Annotated in this window: 25 protein-coding genes and 1 tRNA gene; 9 read left to right on the plus strand and 17 right to left on the minus strand. The window is 58.3% G+C overall.

The window, feature by feature from the left end; all coding sequences use genetic code 11:
- Positions 1-9 precede the first annotated feature (9 nt).
- From ACOTTU_RS04595 to ACOTTU_RS04610, 4 genes are all read right to left on the minus strand, one after another.
- The gene (locus tag ACOTTU_RS04595) at positions 10-177 is read right to left on the minus strand and encodes an apolipoprotein acyltransferase (protein WP_425656239.1); all 168 of its coding nucleotides are present in this window, start codon (positions 175-177) and stop codon (positions 10-12) included.
- Positions 178-229: 52 nt separating this feature from the next.
- Positions 230-1,594: a DUF2927 domain-containing protein gene (locus ACOTTU_RS04600; RefSeq protein WP_425656240.1), complete on the minus strand. Its 1,365-nt coding sequence runs from the start codon at positions 1,592-1,594 to the stop codon at positions 230-232.
- Positions 1,591-2,046: a GNAT family N-acetyltransferase gene (locus tag ACOTTU_RS04605; RefSeq protein WP_425656241.1), complete on the minus strand. Its 456-nt coding sequence runs from the start codon at positions 2,044-2,046 to the stop codon at positions 1,591-1,593. Before ACOTTU_RS04605 ends, ACOTTU_RS04600 begins: the two co-directional genes overlap by 4 nt.
- A 116-nt stretch (positions 2,047-2,162) precedes the next feature.
- The gene (locus ACOTTU_RS04610; RefSeq protein ID WP_425656242.1) at positions 2,163-3,002 is read right to left on the minus strand and encodes an AAA family ATPase; all 840 of its coding nucleotides are present in this window, start codon (positions 3,000-3,002) and stop codon (positions 2,163-2,165) included.
- Between the two features lie 135 nt (positions 3,003-3,137).
- Here ACOTTU_RS04610 and dksA point away from each other — a divergent pair, with 135 nt between their 5' ends.
- Both dksA and ACOTTU_RS04620 read left to right on the plus strand, forming a co-directional pair.
- Positions 3,138-3,593 (plus strand): RNA polymerase-binding protein DksA, encoded by a 456-nt coding sequence (gene dksA / locus ACOTTU_RS04615; RefSeq protein WP_298917973.1) that lies wholly within the window; start codon positions 3,138-3,140, stop codon positions 3,591-3,593.
- Positions 3,594-3,669: 76 nt separating this feature from the next.
- Positions 3,670-4,818, plus strand: coding sequence for an FAD-dependent monooxygenase (locus ACOTTU_RS04620; RefSeq protein ID WP_425656243.1), 1,149 nt, complete (start codon positions 3,670-3,672; stop codon positions 4,816-4,818).
- 85 nt (positions 4,819-4,903) lie between these two features.
- Here ACOTTU_RS04620 and ACOTTU_RS04625 read toward each other — a convergent pair whose 3' ends face one another.
- Together ACOTTU_RS04625 and rocF are read right to left on the minus strand one after the other, a co-directional pair.
- Positions 4,904-5,959, minus strand: a complete 1,056-nt coding sequence (locus tag ACOTTU_RS04625) for an ornithine cyclodeaminase (RefSeq protein ID WP_425656244.1) — start codon at positions 5,957-5,959, stop codon at positions 4,904-4,906.
- A gap of 1 nt (position 5,960) precedes the next feature.
- Entirely contained in the window at positions 5,961-6,881 is a 921-nt protein-coding gene (gene rocF, locus ACOTTU_RS04630) for an arginase (RefSeq protein ID WP_425656245.1), read from the minus strand.
- Positions 6,882-6,992: 111 nt separating this feature from the next.
- Here rocF and ACOTTU_RS04635 point away from each other — a divergent pair, with 111 nt between their 5' ends.
- Positions 6,993-7,418, plus strand: coding sequence for an Lrp/AsnC family transcriptional regulator (locus tag ACOTTU_RS04635; protein ID WP_298917981.1), 426 nt, complete (start codon positions 6,993-6,995; stop codon positions 7,416-7,418).
- Here ACOTTU_RS04635 and ACOTTU_RS04640 read toward each other — a convergent pair.
- Entirely contained in the window at positions 7,415-7,873 is a 459-nt protein-coding gene (locus tag ACOTTU_RS04640; RefSeq protein ID WP_425656246.1) for a disulfide bond formation protein B, read from the minus strand. The two genes, ACOTTU_RS04635 and ACOTTU_RS04640, sit on opposite strands and share 4 nt — an antisense overlap.
- Positions 7,870-8,448, minus strand: coding sequence for a YqaA family protein (locus tag ACOTTU_RS04645; protein WP_425656247.1), 579 nt, complete (start codon positions 8,446-8,448; stop codon positions 7,870-7,872). Before ACOTTU_RS04645 ends, ACOTTU_RS04640 begins: the two co-directional genes overlap by 4 nt.
- Positions 8,449-8,576: 128 nt before the next feature.
- Between ACOTTU_RS04645 and ACOTTU_RS04650 the strand changes: the two genes are divergently transcribed.
- A tRNA-Leu gene (locus ACOTTU_RS04650) sits at positions 8,577-8,660 on the plus strand.
- A 40-nt stretch (positions 8,661-8,700) separates the two neighbouring features.
- Here ACOTTU_RS04650 and ACOTTU_RS04655 read toward each other — a convergent pair.
- On the minus strand, positions 8,701-9,321 hold the full coding sequence (locus ACOTTU_RS04655) for a nucleotidyltransferase family protein (protein WP_425656248.1): 621 nt from the start codon (positions 9,319-9,321) through the stop codon (positions 8,701-8,703).
- A gap of 52 nt (positions 9,322-9,373) precedes the next feature.
- Positions 9,374-11,791, minus strand: a complete 2,418-nt coding sequence (locus tag ACOTTU_RS04660; protein ID WP_425656249.1) for a GcvT family protein — start codon at positions 11,789-11,791, stop codon at positions 9,374-9,376.
- A 247-nt stretch (positions 11,792-12,038) separates the two neighbouring features.
- Between ACOTTU_RS04660 and ACOTTU_RS04665 the strand changes: the two genes are divergently transcribed.
- Positions 12,039-14,459 carry a GcvT family protein gene (locus ACOTTU_RS04665; RefSeq protein WP_425656250.1) on the plus strand — a complete coding sequence of 807 codons (2,421 nt, stop codon included), beginning with the start codon at positions 12,039-12,041 and terminating at the stop codon, positions 14,457-14,459.
- Here the strand turns inward: ACOTTU_RS04665 and ACOTTU_RS04670 are convergent.
- Together ACOTTU_RS04670 and ACOTTU_RS04675 are read right to left on the minus strand one after the other, a co-directional pair.
- Positions 14,448-16,028, minus strand: coding sequence for an ATP-binding protein (locus ACOTTU_RS04670; protein ID WP_425656251.1), 1,581 nt, complete (start codon positions 16,026-16,028; stop codon positions 14,448-14,450). The genes ACOTTU_RS04665 and ACOTTU_RS04670 overlap by 12 nt on opposite strands.
- Before the next feature lie 130 nt (positions 16,029-16,158).
- Positions 16,159-17,466 (minus strand): HlyC/CorC family transporter, encoded by a 1,308-nt coding sequence (locus ACOTTU_RS04675; protein ID WP_298917994.1) that lies wholly within the window; start codon positions 17,464-17,466, stop codon positions 16,159-16,161.
- Between the two features lie 74 nt (positions 17,467-17,540).
- On the opposite strand from ACOTTU_RS04675, the gene ACOTTU_RS04680 reads away from it, so the two are divergent.
- On the plus strand, positions 17,541-18,356 hold the full coding sequence (locus tag ACOTTU_RS04680) for a metallophosphoesterase family protein (protein ID WP_425656252.1): 816 nt from the start codon (positions 17,541-17,543) through the stop codon (positions 18,354-18,356).
- On the opposite strand, the gene ACOTTU_RS04685 is transcribed toward ACOTTU_RS04680, so the two are convergent.
- From ACOTTU_RS04685 to ACOTTU_RS04695, 3 genes are read right to left on the minus strand one after another with little or no spacing between them, the layout of a single operon-like run.
- Positions 18,293-19,264 carry a site-specific tyrosine recombinase XerD gene (locus ACOTTU_RS04685; RefSeq protein WP_425656253.1) on the minus strand — a complete coding sequence of 324 codons (972 nt, stop codon included), beginning with the start codon at positions 19,262-19,264 and terminating at the stop codon, positions 18,293-18,295. The genes ACOTTU_RS04680 and ACOTTU_RS04685 overlap by 64 nt on opposite strands.
- The gene (locus ACOTTU_RS04690; protein WP_425656254.1) at positions 19,261-20,805 is read right to left on the minus strand and encodes a hypothetical protein; all 1,545 of its coding nucleotides are present in this window, start codon (positions 20,803-20,805) and stop codon (positions 19,261-19,263) included. Before ACOTTU_RS04690 ends, ACOTTU_RS04685 begins: the two co-directional genes overlap by 4 nt.
- Positions 20,795-20,944, minus strand: coding sequence for a hypothetical protein (locus ACOTTU_RS04695; RefSeq protein ID WP_298918001.1), 150 nt, complete (start codon positions 20,942-20,944; stop codon positions 20,795-20,797). Before ACOTTU_RS04695 ends, ACOTTU_RS04690 begins: the two co-directional genes overlap by 11 nt.
- A gap of 83 nt (positions 20,945-21,027) precedes the next feature.
- On the opposite strand from ACOTTU_RS04695, the gene ACOTTU_RS04700 reads away from it, so the two are divergent.
- Together ACOTTU_RS04700 and aroB are read left to right on the plus strand one after the other, a co-directional pair.
- Positions 21,028-21,621, plus strand: coding sequence for a shikimate kinase (locus ACOTTU_RS04700; RefSeq protein WP_298918003.1), 594 nt, complete (start codon positions 21,028-21,030; stop codon positions 21,619-21,621).
- A complete protein-coding gene (gene aroB / locus ACOTTU_RS04705; RefSeq protein ID WP_425656255.1) occupies positions 21,614-22,729 on the plus strand; it encodes a 3-dehydroquinate synthase in 1,116 nt (371 codons plus the stop codon). The genes ACOTTU_RS04700 and aroB overlap by 8 nt, the downstream gene beginning before the upstream one ends.
- On the opposite strand, the gene ACOTTU_RS04710 is transcribed toward aroB, so the two are convergent.
- Both ACOTTU_RS04710 and ssb read right to left on the minus strand, forming a co-directional pair.
- Complete coding sequence (locus tag ACOTTU_RS04710) at positions 22,726-23,244, minus strand: GNAT family N-acetyltransferase (protein ID WP_425656472.1); 519 nt, start codon at positions 23,242-23,244, stop codon at positions 22,726-22,728. The two genes, aroB and ACOTTU_RS04710, sit on opposite strands and share 4 nt — an antisense overlap.
- Complete coding sequence (gene ssb, locus ACOTTU_RS04715; RefSeq protein WP_425656256.1) at positions 23,153-23,647, minus strand: single-stranded DNA-binding protein; 495 nt, start codon at positions 23,645-23,647, stop codon at positions 23,153-23,155. Before ssb ends, ACOTTU_RS04710 begins: the two co-directional genes overlap by 92 nt.
- A gap of 247 nt (positions 23,648-23,894) precedes the next feature.
- Between ssb and ACOTTU_RS04720 the strand changes: the two genes are divergently transcribed.
- Positions 23,895-24,446 (plus strand): lytic transglycosylase domain-containing protein, encoded by a 552-nt coding sequence (locus ACOTTU_RS04720; RefSeq protein WP_425656474.1) that lies wholly within the window; start codon positions 23,895-23,897, stop codon positions 24,444-24,446.
- Positions 24,447-24,575: the final 129 nt, after the last annotated feature.

The following is a 24,575-nucleotide window of genomic DNA, read 5'->3' on the forward strand; positions in this document are numbered from 1 at the left end:
CGCTCAGCCCTAGACGATCATCCGGTGTAAGATCACCGTCACAATCATGCCAACCACAACAAAAGCCATCGCATAGCCTGCCGCATATTGGGCGATGTCCTTGCGGTTTCCGTTACGGCGCGCCGCGGTTACGCCGCCGAAGATTGCGCCAAGAATGGCAGCGATAATGACGATCATCTGATCCCTCTTAAGTCGTCGGGCCGGTCTTTGCCCTCGTGGGAAAGTGACGCTAGACCGGTGAGTTTCCAGGGGTCAGAGCGGAGATTTCACGTATCTTTGCCCGTACTGCCCAGTCAGCGCCAAAGCCGTAACGTGCCCATCCCAGACTGTCCAGCCTGACAGCGCTTGCCTCGGTGGTGCGCCCGATCAAATCCAGCGCTTCGGCCCGCAAGAGCTGAAGGGTTGCCAAAAGGGCCGCGTTTTGCGCAGTTCGGGCGGTTTCGATGTTGGGCTCGATGATCCGCAAGGCGCGCACGGCATTGCCATTGGCAATCTCATAGGCGGCCAGTTGCGTGGCGACATAGGCACGGTGTAGCTGGGTTTGCGTCGATTTGGCATAGAACCGGTCGGCAATGACGTATTGCTGACGGGCCGCCACTGGGTCGGACCCTTGCAGCAAGCGCGCCTTCGCGTAATGGGCAAAAGCCCGGCGGTTGTCGGTCCAGTTGCGTTCAGTGGCGATGCGTACGGCTGTCTCGGTTGCAGCACGCCGGGCGGTGCGTCCCGCGCCGGGGCCAAGTGCCGTCTGGATGGCTTCTTTCCATGTCTGTGGGGTTGGGTCCGCCGGTGTTCTTGCGCCGGACTGGCCGCGCGGATTGATCCTTGCGAAGATCGCCGGCAAGCGTCGGGCAACCGCTTCGCGGCTCATGCCGGATTGCAGTTCAGGTGCATAGGTCGCCCGCAGGATCAGCATGTCGAAACTGGTCAGAACGGTGTGCACATTGTCGTCGTTGAAAACCGAATTCGGCAGGCGGTAAAGATCATTGAGCGGCCCCAGAGCTTGTGCGAGCTCCTCATGCAGGCAATCGCGAACCTCCTGAGGGCTGACATCATTGGGAACAAAGATCGCCAGTCTTTCGCGTGTCTTGAGCAGGGTCCAGTTGGTCTGGGCTTTGCGCCGCGCCGCGCGGTATTCACGGATTGACGAGACATTTGGTGCCACAAAACAGGCGGCCTGTGGCAGAACCTTGCGGATTTCTGACCTGGAAACGGACTGCACCGTGATGTTCGCAGTAGCGGAGGTGGTTGTTGTGATCCGGATGCCCGCTTCATTGCGCAACCGGCCCAGCAAGTTGCGCAGATCGCCTGTCAGGGTGGGCGGCGGAGCGCCGGTTAGCCGCAGGGTGATCGGCCCCTCGAAACGTGTCAGCACCGGTAACTTGCGCCCGCTTTCCATTTGGAAAGACAAATCCACGAAATCCTGCACCAGATTGGCGTTGGAAACGGCGGGGCGGCTGATCGCGGCCCGTCCGAAGGTTTTCATCGGTGGCAACGTGCTTTCGGCAATCACCGCGCGGGAAGGGGTTCCACCCTGCGTGACCGGGACGCAGGCGTTTAGCACCATGATGACAGGTAGGATCAGCCGCCGTCTCATGCGCGTGCATACTTGATGAAGGGAGTTTTGACGCCAATCCGATCATAGAGCCTGCGCGCCTCGGCATTGAAATCCTGCGTCAGCCAATAGACAGTGGCGATCCCGGCGGCGTCGGACGCCTCATAGACCGCTTCAATCAGCGCGCGCCCGATGCCTTTCCCCCGAACATCCGGGTTTGCATAGAGATCCTGTAAATAGCAGGTGTTCGCCTCTGACCAGCCATGCCGGTGGAACAGATAGTGGGTGAGCCCGACAAGCTCCCCATTAACTTCAGCGACCAACCCATTGAAATCCTGCGCATCATTGCCCAACAACCTTTCGAAATAGAGGTCGAAGATTTCCGTCGGACGCGATGTTTCGTAGAATGCGAGATATGCTGTCCAGAGGGCAGCCCATTGCTCTTTGTCCGTCCTGCGCAGGGGGCGCACGACGACAGATGCCGTATTTGTCATTTATTAGCCTGCCTTCAGCCTCTGTCCGCAGTCTTGTCGCCGCAGATCGCTTTCAGTTTAGTCGCGAAAAACGCATCAAGGCAAGCTTTTGATATCTGTCGTGTTTTCCCTGTGACTCAACGACCACTACGGGCGAGAAAAGCCAACCGTTCAAACAGATGCACATCCTGCTCGTTCTTCAGCAGCGCCCCGTGCAGTTTCGGCAGGGAATTGGCGCCGGATGACTTGAGGTCTTCGGCACTCATGTCCTCTGCCAGCAGCAGTTTCAGCCAATCAAGAACTTCTGACGTAGACGGCTTCTTCTTCAGACCAGCCTGATCCCTGATCTCATAGAACTGGGTAAGCGCGGTGGTGAGCAGGGCGTCCTTGATGCCCGGAAAATGAACCTCGACGATCTCACGCAGCGTCTCGATTTCGGGAAACCGGATGTAGTGAAAAAAACAGCGGCGCAGAAAGGCATCGGGCAGTTCTTTTTCGTTGTTGGAGGTGATGATGACCACCGGGCGGTGGCGGGCACGTATGGTTTCGCCTGTCTCATAGACGAAGAACTCCATCTTATCGAGTTCCTGCAGCAGGTCGTTGGGAAATTCGATGTCGGCCTTATCGATCTCGTCGATCAGCAACACGACCTTTTGATCGGCCTCGAAGGCCTCCCAAAGCTTGCCTTTGCGGATGTAGTTCTTCACGTCGTGAACGCGCGCCTCCCCCAATTGGCTATCGCGCAACCGGCTCACGGCGTCGTATTCATAAAGACCCTGCTGAGCGCGGGTTGTGGATTTGATGTTCCATTCAATCAGCGAAAGACCCAAGGAAGCAGAGACCTGCCGGGCCAGTTCGGTCTTGCCTGTGCCGGGTTCGCCTTTAACGAGCAGGGGCCTTTCCAGTGTGACAGCCGCGTTCACGGCAATGGTCAGGTCGTCTGTGGCGATGTATTCGGCCGTTCCCTGGAATTTCATTCTTCTGTCAACCCTTTGCACGATGAATTCTTGTTTCGCTTTTAGCCAGAATTCTTCTGCATTGTGTAGTGACAATTGTCAGGACGTGGGATAGATCGTGCCGCATGGGGGCACTTGCCTGAGGACAAGTCGTGTATGAATGACGTAAGCCACGTTAAGGGGAAGCAAATGAAACAGGAAGTGTTTCTGCCGGATGATTATCGCCCGGCTGAAGACGAACCGTTCATGAACGAACGACAGGTGGAGTATTTTCGGCGCAAATTGCTGAACTGGCGGTCAGAGCTGCTTGCAGGCAGCCGGGACACAATCGAGGGATTGCAGGACGGGACACGCAACATACCGGACGTTGCGGACCGCGCCTCGGAGGAGACGGATCGCGCGCTTGAGCTGCGGACCCGGGATCGTCAGCGCAAGCTGGTCAGCAAGATTGACGGGGCGCTGCGCCGTATCGACGAAGGTGAATTTGGCTATTGCTCGGTGACAGGCGAGCCGATCTCTCTGAAGCGGTTGGATGCTCGCCCGATCGCAACCATGAGCCTCGAAGCTCAGGAGCGCCACGAGCGCCGCGAGAAAGTGCACCGCGACGATTGATCAGGCTCCCACCGAGCCGGAAAAAGTTTAGAAGCGTCGGAGCATTTTGCTTCGGCGTTTTTTGTTTGAGGATCCCATGATCAAAAATGCGATTGTTGTCGGAGGTGGTATCGGAGGGTTGGCCTGTGCGACGGCTATGGCCCGCAATGGCGTTGCGGTGACGCTCCTTGAGCAAGCCCCTGAGATCGCGGAAGTTGGCGCGGGCTTGCAGATTAGCCCCAACGGGCTTGCAGTGTTGCGCGCCCTGGGGCTGGAGGATGCGCTGCTGCGGGCAGGGGCGGTAGAGGCGCAAGCCGTGGTGCTGGCCGATTACAAACGTGGCTCGGAAGTGGCGCGGCTGAATCTTCGCCGCCTGAAAGACCAGCGATATCTCTTTGTGCACCGTGCTGATCTGATCAGCCTGCTGATACGTGCGGCGCGACAGGCGAATGTGACCCTCCAGCTTGGCACGCAGATTGAAGATGTCATCCCCGGCGATTTGCCGGAGGTGCGATGTGTCGACGGGTCTTCGGCAAGGGCGGAGGTCGTGGTCTGCGCCGATGGCATCCATTCGGTGGCGCGCGCGCGGGTATCGCCCGGCGAGAAAGCGCAGTTCACCGGTCAGGTCGCCTGGCGCGCTCTGGTTCCCGCCACCAGCGCCGCATCTGAAGCCCGGGTAACCATGGGGCCGGGACGGCATCTGGTGAGTTACCCAATCCGCGGTGGCGCCTTTACCAATATCGTAGCTGTTCAGGAAAGGGACACCTGGGCCGATGAGGGCTGGCATCACGAGGATGATCCGAAAAATCTGCGGGCAGCTTTTGCGGATTTTGGAGGGATCGCGGCGCAGGCGCTGGCAGATGTCCGGGATGTTCGGCTCTGGGGATTGTTCCGACATCCCGTCGCCGAGACATGGATGCGCGGGAATGTTGCCCTTTTGGGCGATGCGGCGCATCCCACTTTGCCGTTTCTCGCCCAGGGTGCCAACCTTGCGTTGGAAGATGCATGGGTTCTGGCGCGATGTCTGAATGAGGGTACGGCCCAAACAGCCTATCAGAGCTTGCGAAAAGCGCGGGTCAGCCGCGTCATCGAAGCGGCCAGCGGAAATGCGTGGAAATATCACCTGAGCGAAGGTATCACGCGCCGTTTTGCGCATCTTGGATTACGGCTGGGCAGTCAGCTGGCTCCGGGCGCGATGATCCGGCAGTTCGACTGGATCTACGGACATGATGTGACCAAGGGATAATTCCTGTTGTCAAGCGGAGCGCGGGCTGTGCCCGCGCGCGCCATTATCGAGTTTTGGGCGTGCCCAAAACCGCGCCTTTCATGCGTCAGCCCTGTGTCGACCTTTGCAACATGCCAAAGAGGTCCCGCGGGTCATCAGGATCGGCCAGCAAATCGAGCGGATGGAAAAGCCGGGTTGTTTCGATCTGGTCGCGCACATAGCGCAAGGCGCTGAAATCCTCGATGGCAAAACCCACCGAATCGAAGAGTGTTATCTGTTTATCCGAAACGCGACCGGCGGCCTGACCGGTCAACACCTGCCAGATTTCGGTCACAGGGTGATCGTCATCCAGTTGTTGAATCTCGCCTTCAATGCGGGTTTGTTCGGGGTATTCGACGAAAATATCTGAGCGATGCAGAATCGCTGGCGCCAATTCGGTCTTGCCCGGGCAATCCCCACCGATTGCGTTGATGTGAACGCCGGCTCCGACCATATTATCTGTCAGAATGGTCGCATATTGCTTGTCGGCGGTGCAGGTCGTGATGATCTGAGCGCCCATCATCGCGTCTTCGGCGGTGGTGCAGGGTGTCACAGTCAAACCAAGACCGGACAGGTTCGCCACGCATTTTTCGGTGGCCTGCGCATCAATGTCATAGAGCCGTATCTCCTGAACACCACAAATGGCCTTCATCGCGAGGCTCTGAAATTCCGACTGCGCGCCATTGCCGATCATCGCCATTGTGGTGGCACGTTTGGGGGCGAGCAGGCGGGCGACGAGGGCAGACGTGGCGGCGGTGCGCATTGCTGTCAGCATTGTCATCTCCGACAACAGCACCGGATAGCCGCTGGCCACATCGGCGAGCAGACCGAATGCGGTGACCGTCTGTAACCCCTCTGCCGTGTTCTTGGGATGCCCGTTGACGTATTTGAATCCGTAGACTTCGCCGTCGGAGGTCGGCATCAATTCGATCACACCCTCGGCAGAATGGCTGGCGACGCGCGGTGTCTTGTCGAACAGCTGCCAGCGCTTGAAATCTGTTTCAATGTAGTTCGCTAGGCCGCGCAGCATTTCCTCTATGCCAATATGATGAATCAACTGCATCATGTGATCCACGGAAACGAAGGGGACAAGTGCTTTGTCGGATGGGGTCAGTGTTGTCATGTCAGTACGCTCGCGTTGGTCGGTCAAAGACACGGCGGCCAAGTGCAGATGCCGCAAGATCGACCATCACCTGCGCAGTTCGGCCGCGTTCGTCCAGAAAGGGATTGAGTTCTACAAGATCAAGTGAGGTCATCAATCCGCTGTCGTGCAGCATTTCCATGACCAGATGCCCTTCGCGAATGGTCGCGCCGCCGGGGACGGTTGTGCCAACGGCGGGAGCGACCGCGGGGTCGAGAAAATCCACGTCCAAAGAGACATGCAACATGCCGTTCACCGCCGCGACACGCTCAAGGAAGGCCGAGAGCGGTTTGGCAATGCCACTCTCGTCTATTTCGCGCATGTCGACGTGCTGTATCGACGTTTGCTGAAGGGCGGCGCGTTCGGCGGAATCGACTGATCGCAGGCCGATGATTGCAATGTTGTCCTGTGGCAGCGGGTTTGCAATTTCGGGAAACCCGTCGAAATCGGACCGGCCTGTCACAAAGCCAAGCGGTGTGCCATGCAGATTGCCGCTGTCCGTGGTTGCGGGTGTATGAAAATCGCTATGGGCATCGAGCCAGAGTACAAAGAGTGGGCGGTTGATGTCATCGGCATGACGCATGGCCCCCAAAACCGTTCCGAGAGACAGCGAGTGATCGCCCCCCAGAAAGATCGGCAGCCCGTCCTTCAAGCTCGCCTGTGCGGCGTCGGCGAGCGCTTTGGTCCATCCGATGGTTTCTTCGAGCGCGTGAATTTTGGTATGCGGCCCGGGTGTGAAAGGGGCAGGTGTGACGTTGCCGCGATCTTCAACCTGATGCCCAAGATCTGCTAAGGCCTCTGCCAGACCCGCCGTGCGATAGGCATCCGGACCCATTAAACAGCCACGCCGACGTTTGCCGCTGTCGACGGGGGCACCAACAAGTATACAGGTGTGATGGGTCATCGCTCTCTCCAAGATATCAGATTTGGGTAAAAGATATCGACCGTTCCGGGATATCGACAAGCGTCCATATTGAGCCTAATGTCGATACATTTATCAATATGGACACTAAAGATGGACGAAATGGATAAGAAGCTGGTGGGCGCGCTCAGACATAATGCCCGGGCATCACTGTCAGAGCTCGCTGCAGTCCTTGGGCTGACCCGTGCGACCGTGCGAACCCGGATGGCCAGGTTACAGGAACGGGGTGATATCCTGGGTTTCTCCGTCGTGATGAAAGAAGATGGACAGACCGATGCCGTCCGCGGATTAATGATGATTGCCATCGAGGGGCGCGGGACTGACCGGATCATTCGGCACCTTGGCGGTTTGCCGGAAATACGGAAGGTCTATTCCACGAATGGACGCTGGGACGTGATCGTTGAGATCGGTGCAGAGACCCTCGAAAAATTCGACAACGTGTTGACATACATCCGACGGCTTGAAGGGGTGACGGCGAGCGAGACGAGCCTGCTGCTCAGCACCCGAAAATCCTCTTAGGCGCGGCGCAGCGCCATCAGCCAGAGGATCACGAGGGCAAAGGAGATCAACGCATTCCATCCGGCCATGCTGATCCCCAGCATCTCCCAGGCGATCTCATCGCAGCGCACAAGCGGCGCGGTGAGAATCTGATCCAGCAGTTCGTCGGCTGTTTTGCCGCCAATTGGCCCGGAACTGCAGGTCGTCGGGCCCTGCCACCATTCTTGTTCCACGCCGACGTGAAAGACACCAACGGCACCGGTGGCAAAGACCGATAGCGCCCCGAGCAGGATCAGAAGGCGGCTCTGCAATTTCAGCGCCACCAGCCCGATCAGCAGCGCGATCACATGAGGATACCGCTGCCAGATGCACATCTTGCAGGGCGCCATGCCACCGACGTGCTGAAACGCAAAAGCGCCCAGAAGAAGGGCTGCGGAACCGGCGGTCGCCAGCATGACGAGGTGCAGTCGGGTCATAGGAATTTCAGGAGGGAGACGCCCCCAACCAGCAAGATAACAAAGAGGGTGAACATCAGGCCAAGGCGCTTTTCGATGAATTCACGGATCGGCGCGCCAAATTTCCACAACAGGAAAGCGACAATGAAAAACCGCAAACCACGCGCCAAAATCGAGGTGGCGACGAAGGTGGTCAGGTTCATGCCTGTAGCCCCGGACATAATGGTGATGACCTTGTAGGGGAACGGGGTCATGCCCGCGATCAGAACAGCCCAGAAGCCCTTGTCATTGAAGCGTTCGTCAAAAATCACCTTCGCTTCGGTTTTGCCAAGGGAGGCCAGAATCGGGTCGCCGATGGTGTCCATCGCAAAAGCACCAATGGCGTATCCCAGCAAACCGCCCAGCACCGAGGCAACAAGTGCCACAGCGGCGATACGCCACGCGCGCGAGGGGCGCGCAATGATCATCGGAATCATCAGAACATCGGGCGGGATAGGGAAAACCGAACTTTCGATGAAACTGACAAAAGCCAGCACCCACAGCGCCTGCGGGTGATCAGCCTTGCTGAGCGTCCAATCGTAGATCTTGCGAAGCATCTGCTGTCGCTCCTGCGCTATTTCGGCTGTGGAAAACATGGCAAAGACGCAGGGTCAAGGCGGCGGATGATGATTTGGTGTAAAATCCTCTTGCCGGACGGGCAGTGACGCGGTAGATCGCTCTCGTTGCCCAAGTGGCGGAATGGTAGACGCAGGGGATTCAAAATCCCCCGCCGCGAGGCGTGCCGGTTCGAGTCCGGCCTTGGGTACCAAACTGTTCTGAACAGTTCTCCGCATCTGGATCGCCCGACGTCAAACGGGCGCTGCGGATCGCCATTTTGCCCATTCTTCGGGCGTATCAAGATCCATTCTGGCGCGGCTTCCCGGCAACGTGACGCGTTCAACCTGATCCTCAAATTCTGACACAACAGCGCGTGCGCCGTCATCTCCGGTCAAGGTGGCGATTTCGGGGAAGAGCTTCGCGGAAAAAACGATGGGGTGGCCGGGTTTTCCATCTTCGGTAGCGCCACGCCAGATCAGATTATCACTATTCAAATCAACGGCCTGAAGAACGAGATTCAAGTCATCTGGTGTCAGCTCGGGAAGGTCGGCCAGAACGAGCATCGCTGCATCGGTTTTTTCAGGAAGCGCGGCAAAGGCGGTTCTGAGACTGGCGTTCATACCTTCCGCTGCGTTCCGTACGGCGACGCGGTTGACGCCCAATCCATCAAGGCATTGGTAGCGCGGATGCGGTGGTGGTGGCAAGGCTACCAGAATCGGGCCGCAAGTAACCATACAGGCCATATTCGCCTGCCGTCGCAGCAGCGGCATACCATCGACTTCTTCCAGAAGCTTGTCGGCACCACGCATACGGCGCGATTGCCCGGCCGCGAGCAGAATTATTGGTAAATCGCTGAGGGCCTGCTCGGTCATGATCTGACGTTACTCTAAACAGCCGTTCAGCAAAAGTGGGGCATTGTCGTGCTTAACTATCTGCACCTGCCGAGCCTGGTTCGAAAAGGGGTCTCGTGATCACCTTTGCGGGGCGCATTTGGCCCAGAATCTCGATCATGACATCCGGCGCCTTCTCGACCTGATCTGCCGGAAGAAATCCGAAGGCGATAGATTTTTCGGCGTGGTGCGAATAGCCGCCGGATGTGCAGAAACCGACGACTGAACCATCGAGCCAAATGGGTTCGTACCCCTGGACATCCGCATCTTCGGCGTCAACCTCGAAACTGACCAATCGGCGCGCGGGGCCTTCAGATTTTTCTTTTTCAGCGGCGGCGCGACCAATGAAATCTTCGTTTTTGCGGAAGCTGATGAACCGGTCCAATCCGGTTTCCGCCGCCGTGTAGTCCGGCGAGAATTCTGCCATCCAGCTGCCAAAGAACCGATCCAGTCGCAGGGACATCATCGCGCGCATGCCAAAAGGCGTGATGCCATGTGGCTGCCCGACCTGCCAAAGCGTGTTCCAGAGGGCGCGCTGATCCATGGGATCGCAGTAAATCTCGTAACCCAGATCGCCTGTATAGCTGACCTGTTGCACGATACAGTTGGTCATTCCCACGACCAGCTGCCTTACGTCGAGAAACCGCATATCGCTGACGTCCGCGCGGGTGGACGCCGCCAGAACGTCGCCTGCGCGGGGCCCGGCAATCTGGAACCCGGTGCGCTTGTCGGAGATATTGTCGATATGCACGCCGTCATCGAGATTTTGCAGGAACCATCGCCAGTGATAGGCTTGGGCCCCGTAGGAGGCCGTGAGCTGGAATTCCGTATCGTGGATGCAGGAGATGGTGAAATCGCCGATGAGTTTGCCCTTGTGCGACAGCATGGGCGTCAGGCTGAGACGCCCGGGGGATGGCACGCGCCCGGCCATGATGCGGTTCAGCCAGTCGCGGGATTTCGGTCCGGTAACGCGGTATTTGCCGAAATTCTGCACTTCATTGATGCCGATACCTGACCGAACGGCTTTGACTTCGCGCGCGGTGGCTGCAAAGGCGTCTGAGCGGCGGAAAGAGGGTGTTTCATAGCGGGGCTCATCTGCTTGTGCAAAATAATTGGCTACTTCCAGCCCGTATTGCTGCCCCCAGACGGCCCCGAGGCCGGTGAAGATATCATACATTGGTGTCGTCCGGTTGGGCCGTGCGGCAGGCAATTCTTCGTTGGGATAAGAGACCGAAAACCGTTTTTGGTAATTCTCGATCACTTTCGGCAAAGTATAGCCCGGCGTGATCCAGTCGCCGAAACGCGCCACATCCATGGCCATGGTGTCGCGTTCGGGTTCACCTTCGATCATCCATTGCGCCAGCATCAGGCCAACCCCGCCGCCCTGGCTGAAGCCCGCCATGACGCCGCAGGCCGACCAGTAATTGCGCATGCCCGGCACCGGACCCACCAGCGGATTGCCATCCGGTGCAAAGGTGAAGGGGCCGTGGATCACGTTCTTGACGCCCGCGCGTTCCAGATCGGGGAAGCGTTTATAGGCAAAATCAATGCTGTCCTCGATCTTGTCGAAATCATTGGGCAGCAGGTCCTGACCAAATTCCCAGCTTGTTCCATCTACGGCCCAGGGGCGGCAGGGCTGCTCATAAAATCCGATGCAAAGGCCGCGGCCTTCCTGACGCAGATAGTTTTCACCAGCGGGGTCCATCACATGGGGGTGCTCGAGACCATCTGCCATCATCTCAACGATGAGCGGGACATCCTCGGTCACCAGATACTGATGCTCCATCGGATGCAGGGGAAAGTAGATGCCCGCCATCGCCCCCACTTCGCGCGCCCAGAGACCCGCCGCATTGACCACATGTTCGGCATGAATACTGCCCTTGTCGGTGACCACATCCCAACTGCCATCGCTGCGCTGGTTGGTTTCGCGCACCATGCAATGGGTTTCGATCGTCGCCCCACCCATACGCGCGGCCTTGGCATAGGCATGTGTCGTTCCGGACGGATCAAGGTGCCCGTCCAGCGGGTCGTAAAGCGCCCCGATGATGCCATCCACATTTGTGACAGGCGCGATCTTTCTGATTTCCCCGGGCCCGACAATCTCCGTTTCCAGCCCCATGAAGCGATGTTTGGCGCGCTCGGCGAGCAACATATCAAACCGGTCGCGATTATCCGCAAGGGTCACACCGCCCACGTGGTGCAGCCCGCAGGACATGCCCGTGATCTCCTCCAGCTCTTTGTAGAGCCGGATGGTATAGCCCTGAAGGGCGGCCATATTGGTGTCGCCATTGAGCGTGTGAAACCCGCCCGCTGCGTGCCAGGTGGAGCCAGAAGTCAGTTCCGAACGTTCCAACAGCATCACATCCGACCACCCCAGCTTTGTGAGGTGATAGAGAACGGAAGCGCCGACAACGCCCCCGCCAATAATGGCAACACGGGTGGTGGTTTGCATATCTGACAGCCTTATCTTGGGTGTTCTGGCCGCAGGTTAGAGCGTCTTTGTACATGAGATATCGTGAAACCGACATTTATTGTCGCTGGCTGTTGCCGCCGCCCGGCCCGACCAAGCGGGCGCCACCACGCGCAATTTCAGAACAGATTTGTACCCGCGCGACCGGATATGTCGTGAAAATGCAATCAACAACGATTTGCAGGGCGCAAGTTCGCCCAAGACACAACACATCTCAAGGACCGCATTCATGCGCACCCATGCTCAGGCCGTTGTCATCGGAGGCGGCGTCATCGGCTGCTCCATTCTTTACCATCTGACCAAATTGGGGTGGCGCGACGTGGTGCTATTGGAGCGCGATGAACTGACCTCTGGCTCCACATGGCATGCGGCGGCGAATATTCACGGGCTGCACGACAGCACCAACATCAGCCGCATCCAGCATTACACCATGAACCTCTACAACGGGCTGGAGGAAGAGACCGGGCAAAGCTGCGGTGTGTTTCAACCGGGGTCGCTCTATCTGGCGCAAACGGTTGAACGCGAGCATCAGTTACGTCTGCAGGCCGCCAAGGCCAAGCTATACAATATGAATTTCCATGAGGTCAGCCGGGATGAAGCCGAACGGCTGCATCCGCTGGTCAATTTCGACGGCATCCGCTGTATCATGTGGGAACCCGATGGCGGAAACGTCGATCCCTCCGGCGTGACCAATGCCTATGCTACCGGCGCACGGCAAAACGGGGCCGAAATCATCCGGTTTTGCCCGGTGACTGGCACAGAGCAGCAGCCTGATGGCACATGGATCGTGCGCACGCCCAAAGGCGATATCGTAACGGAATGGGTGGTCAATGCGGCGGGGCTCTGGGGGCGGGAGGTTGCGGCACTTGCGGGGATTGAACTGCCCCTGCAACCGACAGAACACCAGTATTTCGTGACCGAAACAATTGCGGAAATTGACGCATTGGACCGGCGTTTGCCCTCTGTGGCGGATAGGGACGGCGAATATTATCTGCGACAGGAAGGCAAGGGCCTGCTGGTCGGCGCTTATGAAAAGGACCTGCGGTTCTGGGCCGAGGACGGTACGCCGCAGGGCTTTGGTCACGAGCTTTTCGCCGATGATCTGGAGCGTATCGAAGACAATATGATGCGTGCGATAGACCGCGTTCCGGTTGTTGGTGAGGCCGGGATCAAGCGGGTCATCAACGGGCCGATGATCTGGTCGCCTGACAGCAATGTGCTTTTTGGTCCGGTGCCGGAGCTGTCCAATTACTTCTGCTGCAATGGCATCATTCCGGGGTTTTCCCAATCGGGGGGCATGGGGCTGCTGGCCGCTGACTGGATTGTCACGGGCGAGACCCGTTATGACATGTTTGCCTGGGATATGGCGCGTTTTGGGGACTGGGCCGACAAGGCTTTCACCAAGGCCCGCGTCGGCGACCAATACGCCAACCGCTTCAAGATACACTTCCCGAATGAAGAGCGTGATGCGGGCCGTCCGATGCGCAAGCGTCCCGCCTATGACCGCCAGCAAGAACTGGGGGCAGTTTTTGGTCTGAATTACGGCTGGGAGCATCCCTTGTGGTATGCGGACACACCCGGCATGCGCGATACCGACGGATTCACCCGCCAGAACTGGTGGGAACCGGTCGGGCGTGAATGTCGGATGCTGCGTGACAAGGCAGGCATCATCGACATTTCGAACTTTGCCAAATACCGCTGCAAAGGGCCGGGGGCCGAAGACTGGTTGAATGCGGTCTTCGCCAACAGGATGCCCCGGGTGGTCGGACGTTCATGTCTGACGCCTCTTATTGGGAAACGCGGCGGCATTGCCGGCGATTTCACCGTGACTCGTCTGGATGAAGATGATTTCTGGGTCATCGGATCGGGCATGGCCGAGCGCTATCACAAGCGGTTTTTCAAGGCGGTGCCGCTGCCGGCGGGCACAACATTTGAAAGTCACACAGATGTCATGTGCGGGTTTAACGTCGCCGGTCCGAAGTCGCGTGACATGCTGCAACGCCTGACCAACACCTCGCTTGCGACCGAGGATTTCCCCTTCATGACCTGCCGCTGGATTGACCTCTCCGGGGTTCGCGTGCTGGCCTTGCGCGTATCCTTCACCGGCGATCTTGGCTGGGAGTTGCATTGCGCGGTAGAAGATCAGGCGCGGCTTTTTGATCTGTTGATTGAAGAAGGCAGGCGCTTTGGTGCCGGTCCGGTTGGCTCACGTGCGCTGATGAGCCTGCGTGTGGAAAAAGGCTACGGCTCCTGGAGCCGTGAGTATTCTCCGGAATACTGGCCGCAAGAAGTGGGACTCGACCGGTTGTGCAAGCTGGATAAGGATTTCCTGAACAAGCAGGCTGTTCTGGAAACCCTGGCCAAACCTGCCCGCGAAAACCTGGTGTTGTTGGCGCTCGACGCGGCGGAGACGAAGGCGTCCAACGCAGACGCCACGGGCGGTGAGCCGATCTTCAAGGACGGGCAGGGGATCGGGCGGGTAACGTCCGGTGCCTATGGTTTCAGCGTCGGCATGAGCCTTGCGCTGGCATATGTGAAGGGCGCACACCCCGGCGATGTCGTGGACGTCATGGTGCTGGGTCGACCCCACAAGGCTACCATTCTGCATGAACCACCCTTTGATCCCAAAGGCGCGCGGTTACGTGCCTGAACCGGCCTGTGCATCAATCAACTTGATCATCTTTCCCACCGCGTTTGTCAGCGTTTTGGTGTCGACGGGTTTAACCAGCTGTACGTCATTCTGGTTCACACCATTGCCGTGAATGGCCGCCTCGTTGGGGTAGCCGGACACGTAGATCACCCGCAGACCGTCGATGACAGCGCGTGCCTCTGCGGCCAGTGCGGGGCCCTGTAGGGTGCCGGGCATGACAATATCGGTCAGCAGAATGTCAGGCCGATGTCCGTTTTCGATCATCTTGAAAGCGTCGTCGCCCGATTCTGCCTGCGAAATCCGCAGTCCCATGCCGCGCAATTGGCGCACCAGCACCTTGCGGACATCCGGCTCGTCTTCGACCACCAGAATCTTGATGTCATTGCCGTCATCTTCGAAATCAAAATACTCTGGTTTATCTGCCGGGGGTGTGTCAGGCGCTCCAACGGCGGGAAAATACATCTTTACCGTGGTTCCATGCCCGGGCTCGCTATAGATGCGGATGGCACCCGAGGATTGCTTGATGAACCCGAATACCATCGACAGGCCAAGACCAGATCCCTTGCCAACCGGTTTCGTCGTGAAGAAGGGTTCAAAAACCTGTTCCGCGACATCGCGTGTCATGCCGCTGCCGTTGTCAGAAATGGCCAGCATCACATAGCGCCCTGGCTGAATATCCTCGTGGCGGGCCGAGATATATTCATCCGAAATTCGGACATTGCAGGTCTCAACGGTCAGCGTGGCCCCGTTTTCGGGCATGGAATATTGCGCGTTGTTGACGATGTTGATGATCGCGGTGTCGAGCAGGTGACGGTCGATCTCCACCAGCCAAAGGCCCGCGGCCACAACGGTTTCAATGCTTGTGGTCGAAGGCAGAACGCGCCTGAGCATTGAATCCATCTCGCGGATGGCGCGATTGATATTGGTCAGTTTCGGGTTGAGGTTCGCCTTGCGCCCGTAGGTCAGAAGTTGTTGCGTCAGGGCGGCGCCGCGTTCCACCGCGTTCATGGCGTCGGCGAGAAAAATCTCGCGTTCCTCTGAATCGAAATCCAGCTTAATGAATTCGAGGTTTCCCTGCACGACTGTCAGCAGATTGTTGAAATCATGTGCAACGCCTCCCACAAGGCGACCGATGGCATCTGTGCGCTGGCTTTGAACCAGTTCTGCCTGCGCGCGCTTGGCTTCGGTGTTGTCGAACATGACGGCAAGGGACCGTTCGAAATTCCCCTCAGCATCGTATTCTGCGATCGCGGATAGAAGCACCGGCAACGGAGAGCCGTCTTTTCGCACAAAGACATATTCAACATTGGCCATACTGCCTTTGCGATAGAACTCGGGCAACACCGTTTGCAGCGCATATTTTCTGGACTTTTCTGTCAGAAAATCGGTCGATGGCCTGCCCACCATTTCCTCTGTCTTATAGCCAAGTTTACTGCTCCAGAAGCGGCTCACTTTCAGGAGGATGCCCTTGTCGTCTATAGAGTGCATCAGGATCGGTGCTGCTTCAAAAAGCGGCTCAAATGGATCGTCCCCGGCGTTTTGCCAGAACTGTAAAATATTGTTTGTCATAGCCCCCCGCCGGACGCGACATTGAGCAAATGCTCAAATTGCAGGCAATTAATACCCCAAAAACAGGCTGTTGGCGACAATTTTGCGCATCGCATTCAAACTGCGGCTGTGCCATGCGGTTTTCCGCAGATCAGAGGGGGCGAATTTTCAACTCGGTGATCCGGTTGCCATCTCTTGCAACCACTTCAAATCGAAATCCGTGGAAAGAGAACACCTGTCCCGATGTCGGGATCATCTGAGCCTCATGAATAACCAAGCCGGCAACCGTATTCGCCTCGTCATCGGGCAGGTTCCAGTCGGTGGCGCGGTTGAGGTCGCGAATGGTCATCGCACCATCCACGGCAAATTGCCCGTCATCCCCGCTGGTCACCGATTGCTCCGCATCAGGGTCGAATTCATCGGTAATTTCCCCAACAATTTCTTCAAGGATATCTTCAAGGGTGATCAACCCCTGAAGGGAGCCATATTCATCAACCACCAGGGCAAAATGCGTCCGACGGCGCAGGAACTGGCGCATCTGTTCGTCCAGTGTCGAGGTTTCGGGCACAAAATAGGGCTTCATCGCTACATCGGTGATTTTGAAGCTCTTGAGCTTGGCCGCATCCCCGTCAGGACCGCCAATGAGCTTATACATTGCGCGCAGCAGGTCCTTGGCATGGATGACCCCGATCAGGTTTTCAGGATCGTCCCGAAAAACCGGCAAACGCGTATAGTTGGATTTCAAACACTGATCGAGGATATCCTGCGGGCTGTCATCGGCATTGATCATCTCAATGCCCGAGCGGTGCAGCATGATTTCTTCTACGGTTCGGTCGTTGAGATCCAGCGCACCAAGAATACGGTCACGATCCTCCTTTTCAACCACACCTTCGGAGTGGCCAAGTTGCAGGGCACCGGCAATTTCCTCGCGTACGGCCAGAATGTTGCTGTCGGGATCAGTTGTAATGCCGAAAATCCGTAGGACACCGCGCACCAGCAGGCGCACGGCGGCCACGACCGGCGAAAACACCGTCACCACAAGCGAAATAGGGCGGGAGACCAGAGCGGCGGCGGTTTCTGAGTTGGTAATTGCATATGTCTTGGGCAGGACTTCGGCAAAGATCAAGACCAGCAGGGTCATGACAAGCGTCGCCAATGCCACGCCGCTTTCACCAAAAGCGCGGGTGAATATGGCGGTGGCAAGGGATGCCGCCAGAATGTTTACAAGGTTGTTTCCCAAAAGCACGGAGCCAATCAGCCGCTCATTGTCCTCGGTAATCTTCAAGGCCCGTTCCGCGCCGCGCGACCCTTTGTCGGCCTGCGCTCTCAACTTGCCACGCGATGCGGCGGTCAATGCTGTTTCGGACCCTGAGAAAAACCCCGACAGCACCAGCAGAAACAGGATCACGCCACAGGTGAGCCAGAAAGATTGATCAAGCGTTGCAGTCGCCGTTTCCATTTGGAATGATACCTTTGAAAGAGTTTGCCTATGTATGGGCATCGGACCTGCGTCAATCAAGGGAGGAGCGGCAGATGCACCGTGATCTGGGCATAATCAATGGTCCGGTGTTGCTGTTTGGCGGGCCCTATTCCAATCTGCACGCCTTGCAGGCGCTCATCGCGGATGCTGATCGCTTTCAGATCGGGGGCCATCACATGATCTGTACCGGGGATGTAGTAGCCTATTGCAGCGCGCCTGCGCAAACCGTGGATACCATTCGGCAGATGGGGGCTTCGGTTGTTGCCGGAAACTGCGAAAAACAGCTGGCAGAGAACGCACCTGACTGCGGTTGCGGTTTCGACGCGGGCAGCGCTTGTGATCTATTGAGCCAAGGGTGGTATCCGTTTGCGAATGCACGCGTGGACCCCAAGGCGCGGCGCTGGATGGGGCATTGCCCGGATATTCTGAGTTTTCGGCATCAGGGCGCGCGGTATGCGGTGATCCATGGCGGTTGGACGGAGATCGCCCGTTTTATCTGGCCGAATAGTTCAAATGCCGTATTCGAAATGGAATGGTGCGCCATCGAAAGCAGCATCGGCGCTGTTGACCACGTGATTGCCGGCCATTGCGGGCTGGCCTTCGTGAAAGAGACACCGCAAGGACGTTGGATCAACCCCGGTGTGATCGGAATGCCGCCCAATGACGGGCGCCAACAAACCCGATATGGCATTCTTGACGGCGGCGAGGTGCAAATCCATCGCCTCAGCTACAACGCCGAAGCCGCAGCTGCCGCGATGCGCGCGGCGGGGCTTACAGGCGGCTATGAGGCGGCGCTGCTCAGCGGTTACTGGCCGTCCGAAGATATCCTGCCGGTATCTTTGCGGGGACCGTCCTTGGCCAATGGATGATGGTTGAGGACCAGATCGCTCAGCCGTGCTTCCAGCACATGTGTGTAGATTTCAGTCGTGGCAACATCTGCATGCCCCAAAAGGGTCTGGATTGATCGTAAATCAGCGCCATTGGCCAACAGATGTGTGGCGAAGGCATGGCGCAGCGTATGCGGTGTCACCTTCTCCGGCGAGACACCGGCGGAAACGGCGATCTCCTTGATCAGCAGATAGAACCTGTTACGGGTCAGATGGCCCGCCGCGCTGTGGGACACAAAGAGGTATTTGGAGGCTGGTTTGTTGTCGGAGCGCCGCTCGTCCTCCATCTCGTCTCGGATGCGCAGCCAGTCCCCCAGCGCTTCGCGGGCAGGCGGGGAGAGCGGCACCATGCGTTCTTTGCCCCCCTTGCCGAGGATCAGCAGCATGCGTGGATCGCCGCGCGCAGCACTGGCGGGCAGGCTGACAAGCTCGGAAACGCGCATCCCGGTTGCATAAAGCACTTCCATCAAGCAGGTGTTGCGCGCCCGGTCACGCGGCGAGCGGCCATAGTTGCGTGACGCCTCCAGCAAGCGGTCCACTTCAGCCTCAGAGAGCGTTTTGGGCAACCGCTTGTCGCGCCCCGGTCCCGATATCTGGATGGCCGGATTGTCTTTGCGCCACCCTTCTTCAAAGGCAAAGCGATAGAGCTGTTTAATGGCTGACAAGCGACGCGCCCGCGTTGCCCGGGACAGACCCTGCGCATCACAATCAACCAGATAGTTTTCAACGTCGGCCTTTTCGACACCGTCAAAACCCTGCTCGCGCCGGGTGAGCCACGCGTCAAAGTCCTGCAGATCACGCCCGTAAGCCAGAAGCGTGTTCCTTGCGGCCCCCAATTCTGCGGCCTGGGCTTCCAGAAACGCGGATATCCAGTGATCCTGTGCCATCATCCAAACCGATCCAGCAGCAATATTTGCAATGCCGCTCTGCGCATGGTGTCCTCCAGGCCGAGCGCGCGCAGCGTACCGAGCGCTTCGGTGAGCGCGAGAGGATCGCCTGACGCGCCGTCCTCCAACAGCACCAAAGACCGTAAGATCGCTTCACCCAGCCGGTCAGCACGTGCCATCTGAACAAGATCGGAGCGGGCGGCGCCAACCGCAAACCCGTCGATAACGGCCTGATGGAGGGGATTGCTGGCCTCAAGCCCGGCCGGATCACCAGTCGCCACGTCGCGCAGAAGTTTCGACGGGGATCGATCGGCCAGATCACCATAGTTTGGGGACAACAACATGAGGGTCGTCGCGATGTCTGCACTGCGTCCCGTCAACGGCACCTGTGAAAGCGCCTCGGCAAACAATCCTGCAAAGGCCACTTCAAGTTCCGCCTCCTGCATGGCAGCCCATGCGCGGGGCAGCGTTTTGTTGACAGCGCCAGCTGACCGGGTGCGCAAGGCGGTGTCAAATTGCTGTACGGCTTCGACGCGATCCCAGATGCCGCCCGATGCGGCAGGATCCCGGTCGGAATATAGGCCAAGCAATCGGTTATCGGGTAGGGCGCCGGTTTTGGCGAGCCGTTCTGCCGCTTCCAGCTGCGCTTTCCATCCGGCAAGATCGCGCAGGTCCGCAACCGCAAAGGCGCGGGGCAGCAGGCGGGTTGGCAGGGGTTCGCCAATCGCTTCGTGCAAGCGAAATAACAGGGGTGTTATCCTGCGCGGGGGCTGCAAGGGGGGAAGCCCGTCGAAGAACTCGGGATGCAGGAAGCGATCCAGCGCGGCAACCTCTGGTTTGCTCATGAAGGACAGGGCCTTGCCGGTGTCATAGAGCAGCGTTGCCGTGGTCCAGTCACCCTGTCGGGCGCTGCAAAAAATCTGATAGCTCATACCGGGAGATAGATGTGGTTGGGCGTCCAGCGTTCCGCAGGCTGGACCTTCCTGTCCTGAAAGCAAAGCAAGGTCCATATAGGCGGCAAAATGGGCTGCGTCCCGCGTGACGTCGGCCTGCTCGATCAGGGCCAGGGCCGGATCAAGCGCCCCGAACCGTTGCAATGCGGACACCCGGGCCAATGTGAAGACATCTTCCTGTGCGGCGTCCTGACCGGGACCTTGGGCCTCGGTCAGCAAGGCCGTGAACAGCAGGGCCTGTGCTGCTGGCAGGCGAAGCTCGGGCAAGCTGTTCAATTGTCGGCTCAGTGCTTGGGGATCGCTTCGCCGCCACAGCGTCTGAGGCAACCCGGTCACGCTGGCAGGGACCAGCCCGATGATCCTGACAGCCTCTTCGTCGAGCGGCATCACCGCCACATCCGGCGCCAGCCCGGACCGGGCAATGGGCGCAATACCGCCGTCGGGCATCGCGACCGAGGTAAGTGCGGGCTGATCCGGGTTTTGCTGCACCCAGTCAATGACCGAAAGCGGTTGATCCTGCGCTGCGGCCTGTGTGATCCCAAAGCCGCAGAACATCACCGCGCCCCAATATGCACCGCGTTTAATTGGCATCAAGCGTCACAGGTACGCGGACTTCTGTTTGCGGCGCGGAAAAATCAGCGCCAAAAAAGGGTCCGACATAGGCATATCCCACCAGGCCAATACCACCCAGAATAATGAGAAAGAACAGAAGCTTAAAGATGCGCGACATGGGATTTACTGCCTTGATTGCCTGTCGATTTTTTCCAAACTTATATATGGCCTTTTCAGCAATATCACGTCATTCAGGGAAATATGAGCGAAATTCAGCAATCCGTGGCCGAAGACTCACACAAACAGCGTTACGCCTTGCGAAAAACCGTTGTGATGGTGGGGATGATGGGGGCTGGCAAGACAGCTGTGGGTCGGGCTCTGGCGCAATTGCTGGGAGCGCCCTTTCTCGATTCGGATCAGGAAATCGAGGCGGCTGCCAATATGAGCATCCCCGAGATTTTCGCGCGCGATGGCGAGGCGTTCTTCCGGGCCCGCGAAAGTCAGGTTATTTCGAGGTTGATGCGGGGCAAACCGGGTGTTTTATCGACCGGCGGTGGCGCGTTTCTGTCTGATGTCAATCGCGACACGATCTCCAGGCGGGGGGTGGCGGTCTGGCTCGATGCTGATCTGGAACTCTTGTGGTCGCGGGTGGCGCACCGTGACACGCGACCGCTGCTGCGTACGGCTGACCCCAAGGCCACGCTGGCAGAACTTTTTGCAAAACGTGTACCGGAATACAGCAAGGCGGATCTGCGGGTGCCCTGCGCGCCGCCGGTTTCTATCGAGCTGATGTCAAAACGGGTGGCGGACGTGTTGCTTACAAGGCCCGATGTGCTGGAGCGGGTTGATGCGTGAAACCGTCACCGTTGATCTGCCGGGGCGCGCCTATGAGGTGCGGATCGGGACCGGATTGCTGGCGCAAGCCGGGGTCGAGATTGAACCGCTGCTGTCACGGCCAAAAGTGGCCATTCTGACAGATGAGACGGTCGCGGCCCTGCATCTGGCCACGCTGGAGGCCGGACTGGCGCTTCAGGGGATCGAGGCGGATGCCCTTGCGTTACCGGCAGGCGAGGTGACCAAATCCTGGGGCCCGCTGGAGCGAAGCGTTGGCTGGCTACTGGAACAGAAAGTCGAGCGCGGCGATATCGTTGTGGCCTTGGGCGGCGGTGTGATTGGTGATCTGGCCGGATTTGCCGCCGCGATCCTGCGGCGTGGTGTGCGTTTTGTGCAGATACCCACATCTCTTCTGGCGCAGGTTGACAGTTCCGTTGGCGGCAAGACCGGCATCAACGCGGCACAGGGTAAAAACCTGATCGGCGCCTTTCATCAACCCTCGCTGGTTCTTGCGGATACCGATGTTCTGGACACGCTCGTGCCGCGCGATTTCCTCGCCGGATATGGCGAAGTTGTGAAATATGGCCTTCTGGGGGACGCCAGTTTTTTTGAATGGCTGGAAACACAGGGACCCGCGCTTGCGGCAGGTGACGTGCGTGCGCGGATTGAAGCGGTGCGTCGATCGGTCCAGATGAAAGCCGATATTGTCATGCGGGATGAGACGGAGCAGGGGGATAGGGCGCTTCTGAACCTCGGTCACACCTTTGGCCATGCGCTGGAAGCCGCTACCGGGTATTCGAACCGCCTTTTGCACGGGGAGGGTGTTGCCATCGGTTGCGCGCTTGCTTTCGAGCTTTCGTCGCGAATGGGTCTGTGCTCTCAGGAAGAACCCAGTCGGGTCCGCGCGCATCTAAAGGCCATGGGCATGAAAACGGATATGGCTGACATCCCGGGCGATCTGCCTGATGCGGATGGGCTGCTGGGGCTGATGTCTCAGGACAAAAAGGTCGTACAAGGCACTTTAAGGTTCATTCTTGCGCGCGGGATCGGGCGATCATTCATCACCTCGGATGTGCCGCGCGAGGCGGTGCGGGGTGTCCTGCGGGATGCGCTCGCGAACCGGCTTTAAGAACGGCGCATCACCATGCCGAATTTGTCTTCGCAGCTGAAACCAAGGCTTTCGTAAAACCCGCGCGCGCCGCGTTTTCGTCCGGTCAGCAGCATGATCTTGTAAGCATCCTGCCGCCAGGCCTCATCCACAGCGGCCTGCATCACCTGGCGTCCGAAGCCGCGCATGCGGTGGTCTTGTGTTGTCGCAACGTTTTCGATCAAGGCATAGGGCCGCGCGTCGAAGGTCACATTTGGCAAGATGTGCAAAGTGGCCATGCTGATAATCCCGGCGTTTTCCTCGGCCCCGAAAATGGTGGTCCCGGGATGGGCCATGGCCGCCGCAATCCGGTCTGTCCGGGCCGTTTTCGGCCCGGAAGTCAGCTCATTGTACAAAGCCACCAACGCAGAAGAATCTTCTGGCGTCAGGGCGCGTATCGTGAGCTCAGAACGGGATTTCATCATCCAGATCACGCGATGGCGCCGGGCTGGAACTGCCGCCGCTGCCGCCATAGCTGTCGCCGCCACGGTCATCATAGCCCGCAGACCCGCCACCGCCGCCGCCGAAATTGCCACCGCCGCCGCCATCGCGGCCGTCAAGCATGGTCAGTTCCGAACGGTAGGGGCGCAGAACGACTTCGGTGGAATAGCGGTCCTGCCCAGATTGGTCCTGCCACTTGCGCGTTTCCAACTGGCCTTCGATGTAGACTTTGGAACCCTTGCGCAGATATTGCTCGGCGACACGGGCGAGCGGCTCGGAGAAAATCGCAACGGAATGCCACTCGGTCCGCTCTTTGCGCTCACCGGTGTTGCGGTCTTTCCAGGTCTCGGACGTTGCGATACGCAAGTTGCAGACTTTGCCGCCGTTCTGGAACGAGCGCACTTCGGGATCACGCCCCAGATTGCCGATGAGAATTACCTTGTTTACTGAGCCGGCCATCGCGTCCCCCCGTTGGTTTTTTCCATTTGCTCCGATTCTGCTGATGCCGAATCCAATTGAGCGCAATTTGACTAAACCTATACCGATAGTAGCCGGGTTATAAAATCGTTAAGCGCTCAAAATTGTCATTTGCCCGGGGGCGCTAAAGGCTGGAAAGCAGGTTCAAAATCGGTATAGTCCGCCTCAGATGGGTACGAGAGTTATGATAATGGCCCGGCTGTTGAGCCGAGGCTGTGCATTGGCGGCCATGGTAGCTGTCAGTACACCTGCCATTGGGCAGACTGTTTCCAGCAAGAGCCGTACCAAGCTTTTTGCCTCGCAGACCCGCATTCTGGATTCGCGCGCAGCGGGTCAATACAACAACTCGGTGCGCTTGAAACCGCCAACCGTGGTCACGCCCAGCAAATGGGCGACGCCCGGTTATACAGGTAAATACAAAGGAAAATTCCTCGATCTCGCACGCGATGCCGCACGCAAACACGGGGTGCCTGAGAACCTGTTTTTGCGTCTGGTGCAGCAGGAATCCAATTGGAATCCTGTTGCAAAGTCTCACAAAGGCGCGCTTGGTCTGGCCCAATTGATGCCGGCGACCGCGCGCAAGCTGCGGGTTGATCCCTTGAATCCGGCCGAGAACCTTGAAGGTGGCGCACGTTACCTCAAAGAGCAGTATCGGACATTCGGGTCCTGGCGTCTGGCACTGGCGGCCTATAACGCGGGGCCGGGGGCCGTTAAAAAATACGGTGGGGTGCCGCCGTACCGCGAGACGCAGAACTACGTGAAGATCATTGGTGGCCAGTAACATCGCTACCAAAAATCGCTGCCCTGACCGATGCCCAAAGCGCATGACCCTCTAACGAGTTTCACAAACCCTCCCAATGACGGCCATAGTGCCGCCCGATTTGGATAGGATTTTGGTCACACCAGTAAA

It is taken from the genome of Roseobacter sp. EG26 (assembly GCF_049830555.1).
Lineage (GTDB): Bacteria > Pseudomonadota > Alphaproteobacteria > Rhodobacterales > Rhodobacteraceae > Roseobacter.

Excerpts from the sequence above, each read along its gene's own strand:
- ACOTTU_RS04595 (WP_425656239.1), bottom strand. The coding sequence starts at position 177 with ATGATCGTCATTATCGCTGCCATTCTTGGCGCAATCTTCGGCGGCGTA.
- ACOTTU_RS04600 (WP_425656240.1), bottom strand. The coding sequence starts at position 1,594 with ATGAGACGGCGGCTGATCCTACCTGTCATCATGGTGCTAAACGCCTGC.
- ACOTTU_RS04605 (WP_425656241.1), bottom strand. The coding sequence starts at position 2,046 with ATGACAAATACGGCATCTGTCGTCGTGCGCCCCCTGCGCAGGACGGAC.
- ACOTTU_RS04610 (WP_425656242.1), bottom strand. The coding sequence starts at position 3,002 with ATGAAATTCCAGGGAACGGCCGAATACATCGCCACAGACGACCTGACC.
- dksA (WP_298917973.1), top strand. The coding sequence starts at position 3,138 with ATGAATGACGTAAGCCACGTTAAGGGGAAGCAAATGAAACAGGAAGTG.
- ACOTTU_RS04620 (WP_425656243.1), top strand. The coding sequence starts at position 3,670 with ATGATCAAAAATGCGATTGTTGTCGGAGGTGGTATCGGAGGGTTGGCC.
- ACOTTU_RS04625 (WP_425656244.1), bottom strand. The coding sequence starts at position 5,959 with ATGACAACACTGACCCCATCCGACAAAGCACTTGTCCCCTTCGTTTCC.
- rocF (WP_425656245.1), bottom strand. The coding sequence starts at position 6,881 with ATGACCCATCACACCTGTATACTTGTTGGTGCCCCCGTCGACAGCGGC.
- ACOTTU_RS04635 (WP_298917981.1), top strand. The coding sequence starts at position 6,993 with ATGGACGAAATGGATAAGAAGCTGGTGGGCGCGCTCAGACATAATGCC.
- ACOTTU_RS04640 (WP_425656246.1), bottom strand. The coding sequence starts at position 7,873 with ATGACCCGACTGCACCTCGTCATGCTGGCGACCGCCGGTTCCGCAGCC.
- ACOTTU_RS04645 (WP_425656247.1), bottom strand. The coding sequence starts at position 8,448 with ATGCTTCGCAAGATCTACGATTGGACGCTCAGCAAGGCTGATCACCCG.
- ACOTTU_RS04655 (WP_425656248.1), bottom strand. The coding sequence starts at position 9,321 with ATGACCGAGCAGGCCCTCAGCGATTTACCAATAATTCTGCTCGCGGCC.
- ACOTTU_RS04660 (WP_425656249.1), bottom strand. The coding sequence starts at position 11,791 with ATGCAAACCACCACCCGTGTTGCCATTATTGGCGGGGGCGTTGTCGGC.
- ACOTTU_RS04665 (WP_425656250.1), top strand. The coding sequence starts at position 12,039 with ATGCGCACCCATGCTCAGGCCGTTGTCATCGGAGGCGGCGTCATCGGC.
- ACOTTU_RS04670 (WP_425656251.1), bottom strand. The coding sequence starts at position 16,028 with ATGACAAACAATATTTTACAGTTCTGGCAAAACGCCGGGGACGATCCA.
- ACOTTU_RS04675 (WP_298917994.1), bottom strand. The coding sequence starts at position 17,466 with ATGGAAACGGCGACTGCAACGCTTGATCAATCTTTCTGGCTCACCTGT.
- ACOTTU_RS04680 (WP_425656252.1), top strand. The coding sequence starts at position 17,541 with ATGCACCGTGATCTGGGCATAATCAATGGTCCGGTGTTGCTGTTTGGC.
- ACOTTU_RS04685 (WP_425656253.1), bottom strand. The coding sequence starts at position 19,264 with ATGATGGCACAGGATCACTGGATATCCGCGTTTCTGGAAGCCCAGGCC.
- ACOTTU_RS04690 (WP_425656254.1), bottom strand. The coding sequence starts at position 20,805 with ATGCCAATTAAACGCGGTGCATATTGGGGCGCGGTGATGTTCTGCGGC.
- ACOTTU_RS04695 (WP_298918001.1), bottom strand. The coding sequence starts at position 20,944 with ATGTCGCGCATCTTTAAGCTTCTGTTCTTTCTCATTATTCTGGGTGGT.
- ACOTTU_RS04700 (WP_298918003.1), top strand. The coding sequence starts at position 21,028 with ATGAGCGAAATTCAGCAATCCGTGGCCGAAGACTCACACAAACAGCGT.
- aroB (WP_425656255.1), top strand. The coding sequence starts at position 21,614 with ATGCGTGAAACCGTCACCGTTGATCTGCCGGGGCGCGCCTATGAGGTG.
- ACOTTU_RS04710 (WP_425656472.1), bottom strand. The coding sequence starts at position 23,244 with ATGATGACCGTGGCGGCGACAGCTATGGCGGCAGCGGCGGCAGTTCCA.
- ssb (WP_425656256.1), bottom strand. The coding sequence starts at position 23,647 with ATGGCCGGCTCAGTAAACAAGGTAATTCTCATCGGCAATCTGGGGCGT.
- ACOTTU_RS04720 (WP_425656474.1), top strand. The coding sequence starts at position 23,895 with ATGGTAGCTGTCAGTACACCTGCCATTGGGCAGACTGTTTCCAGCAAG.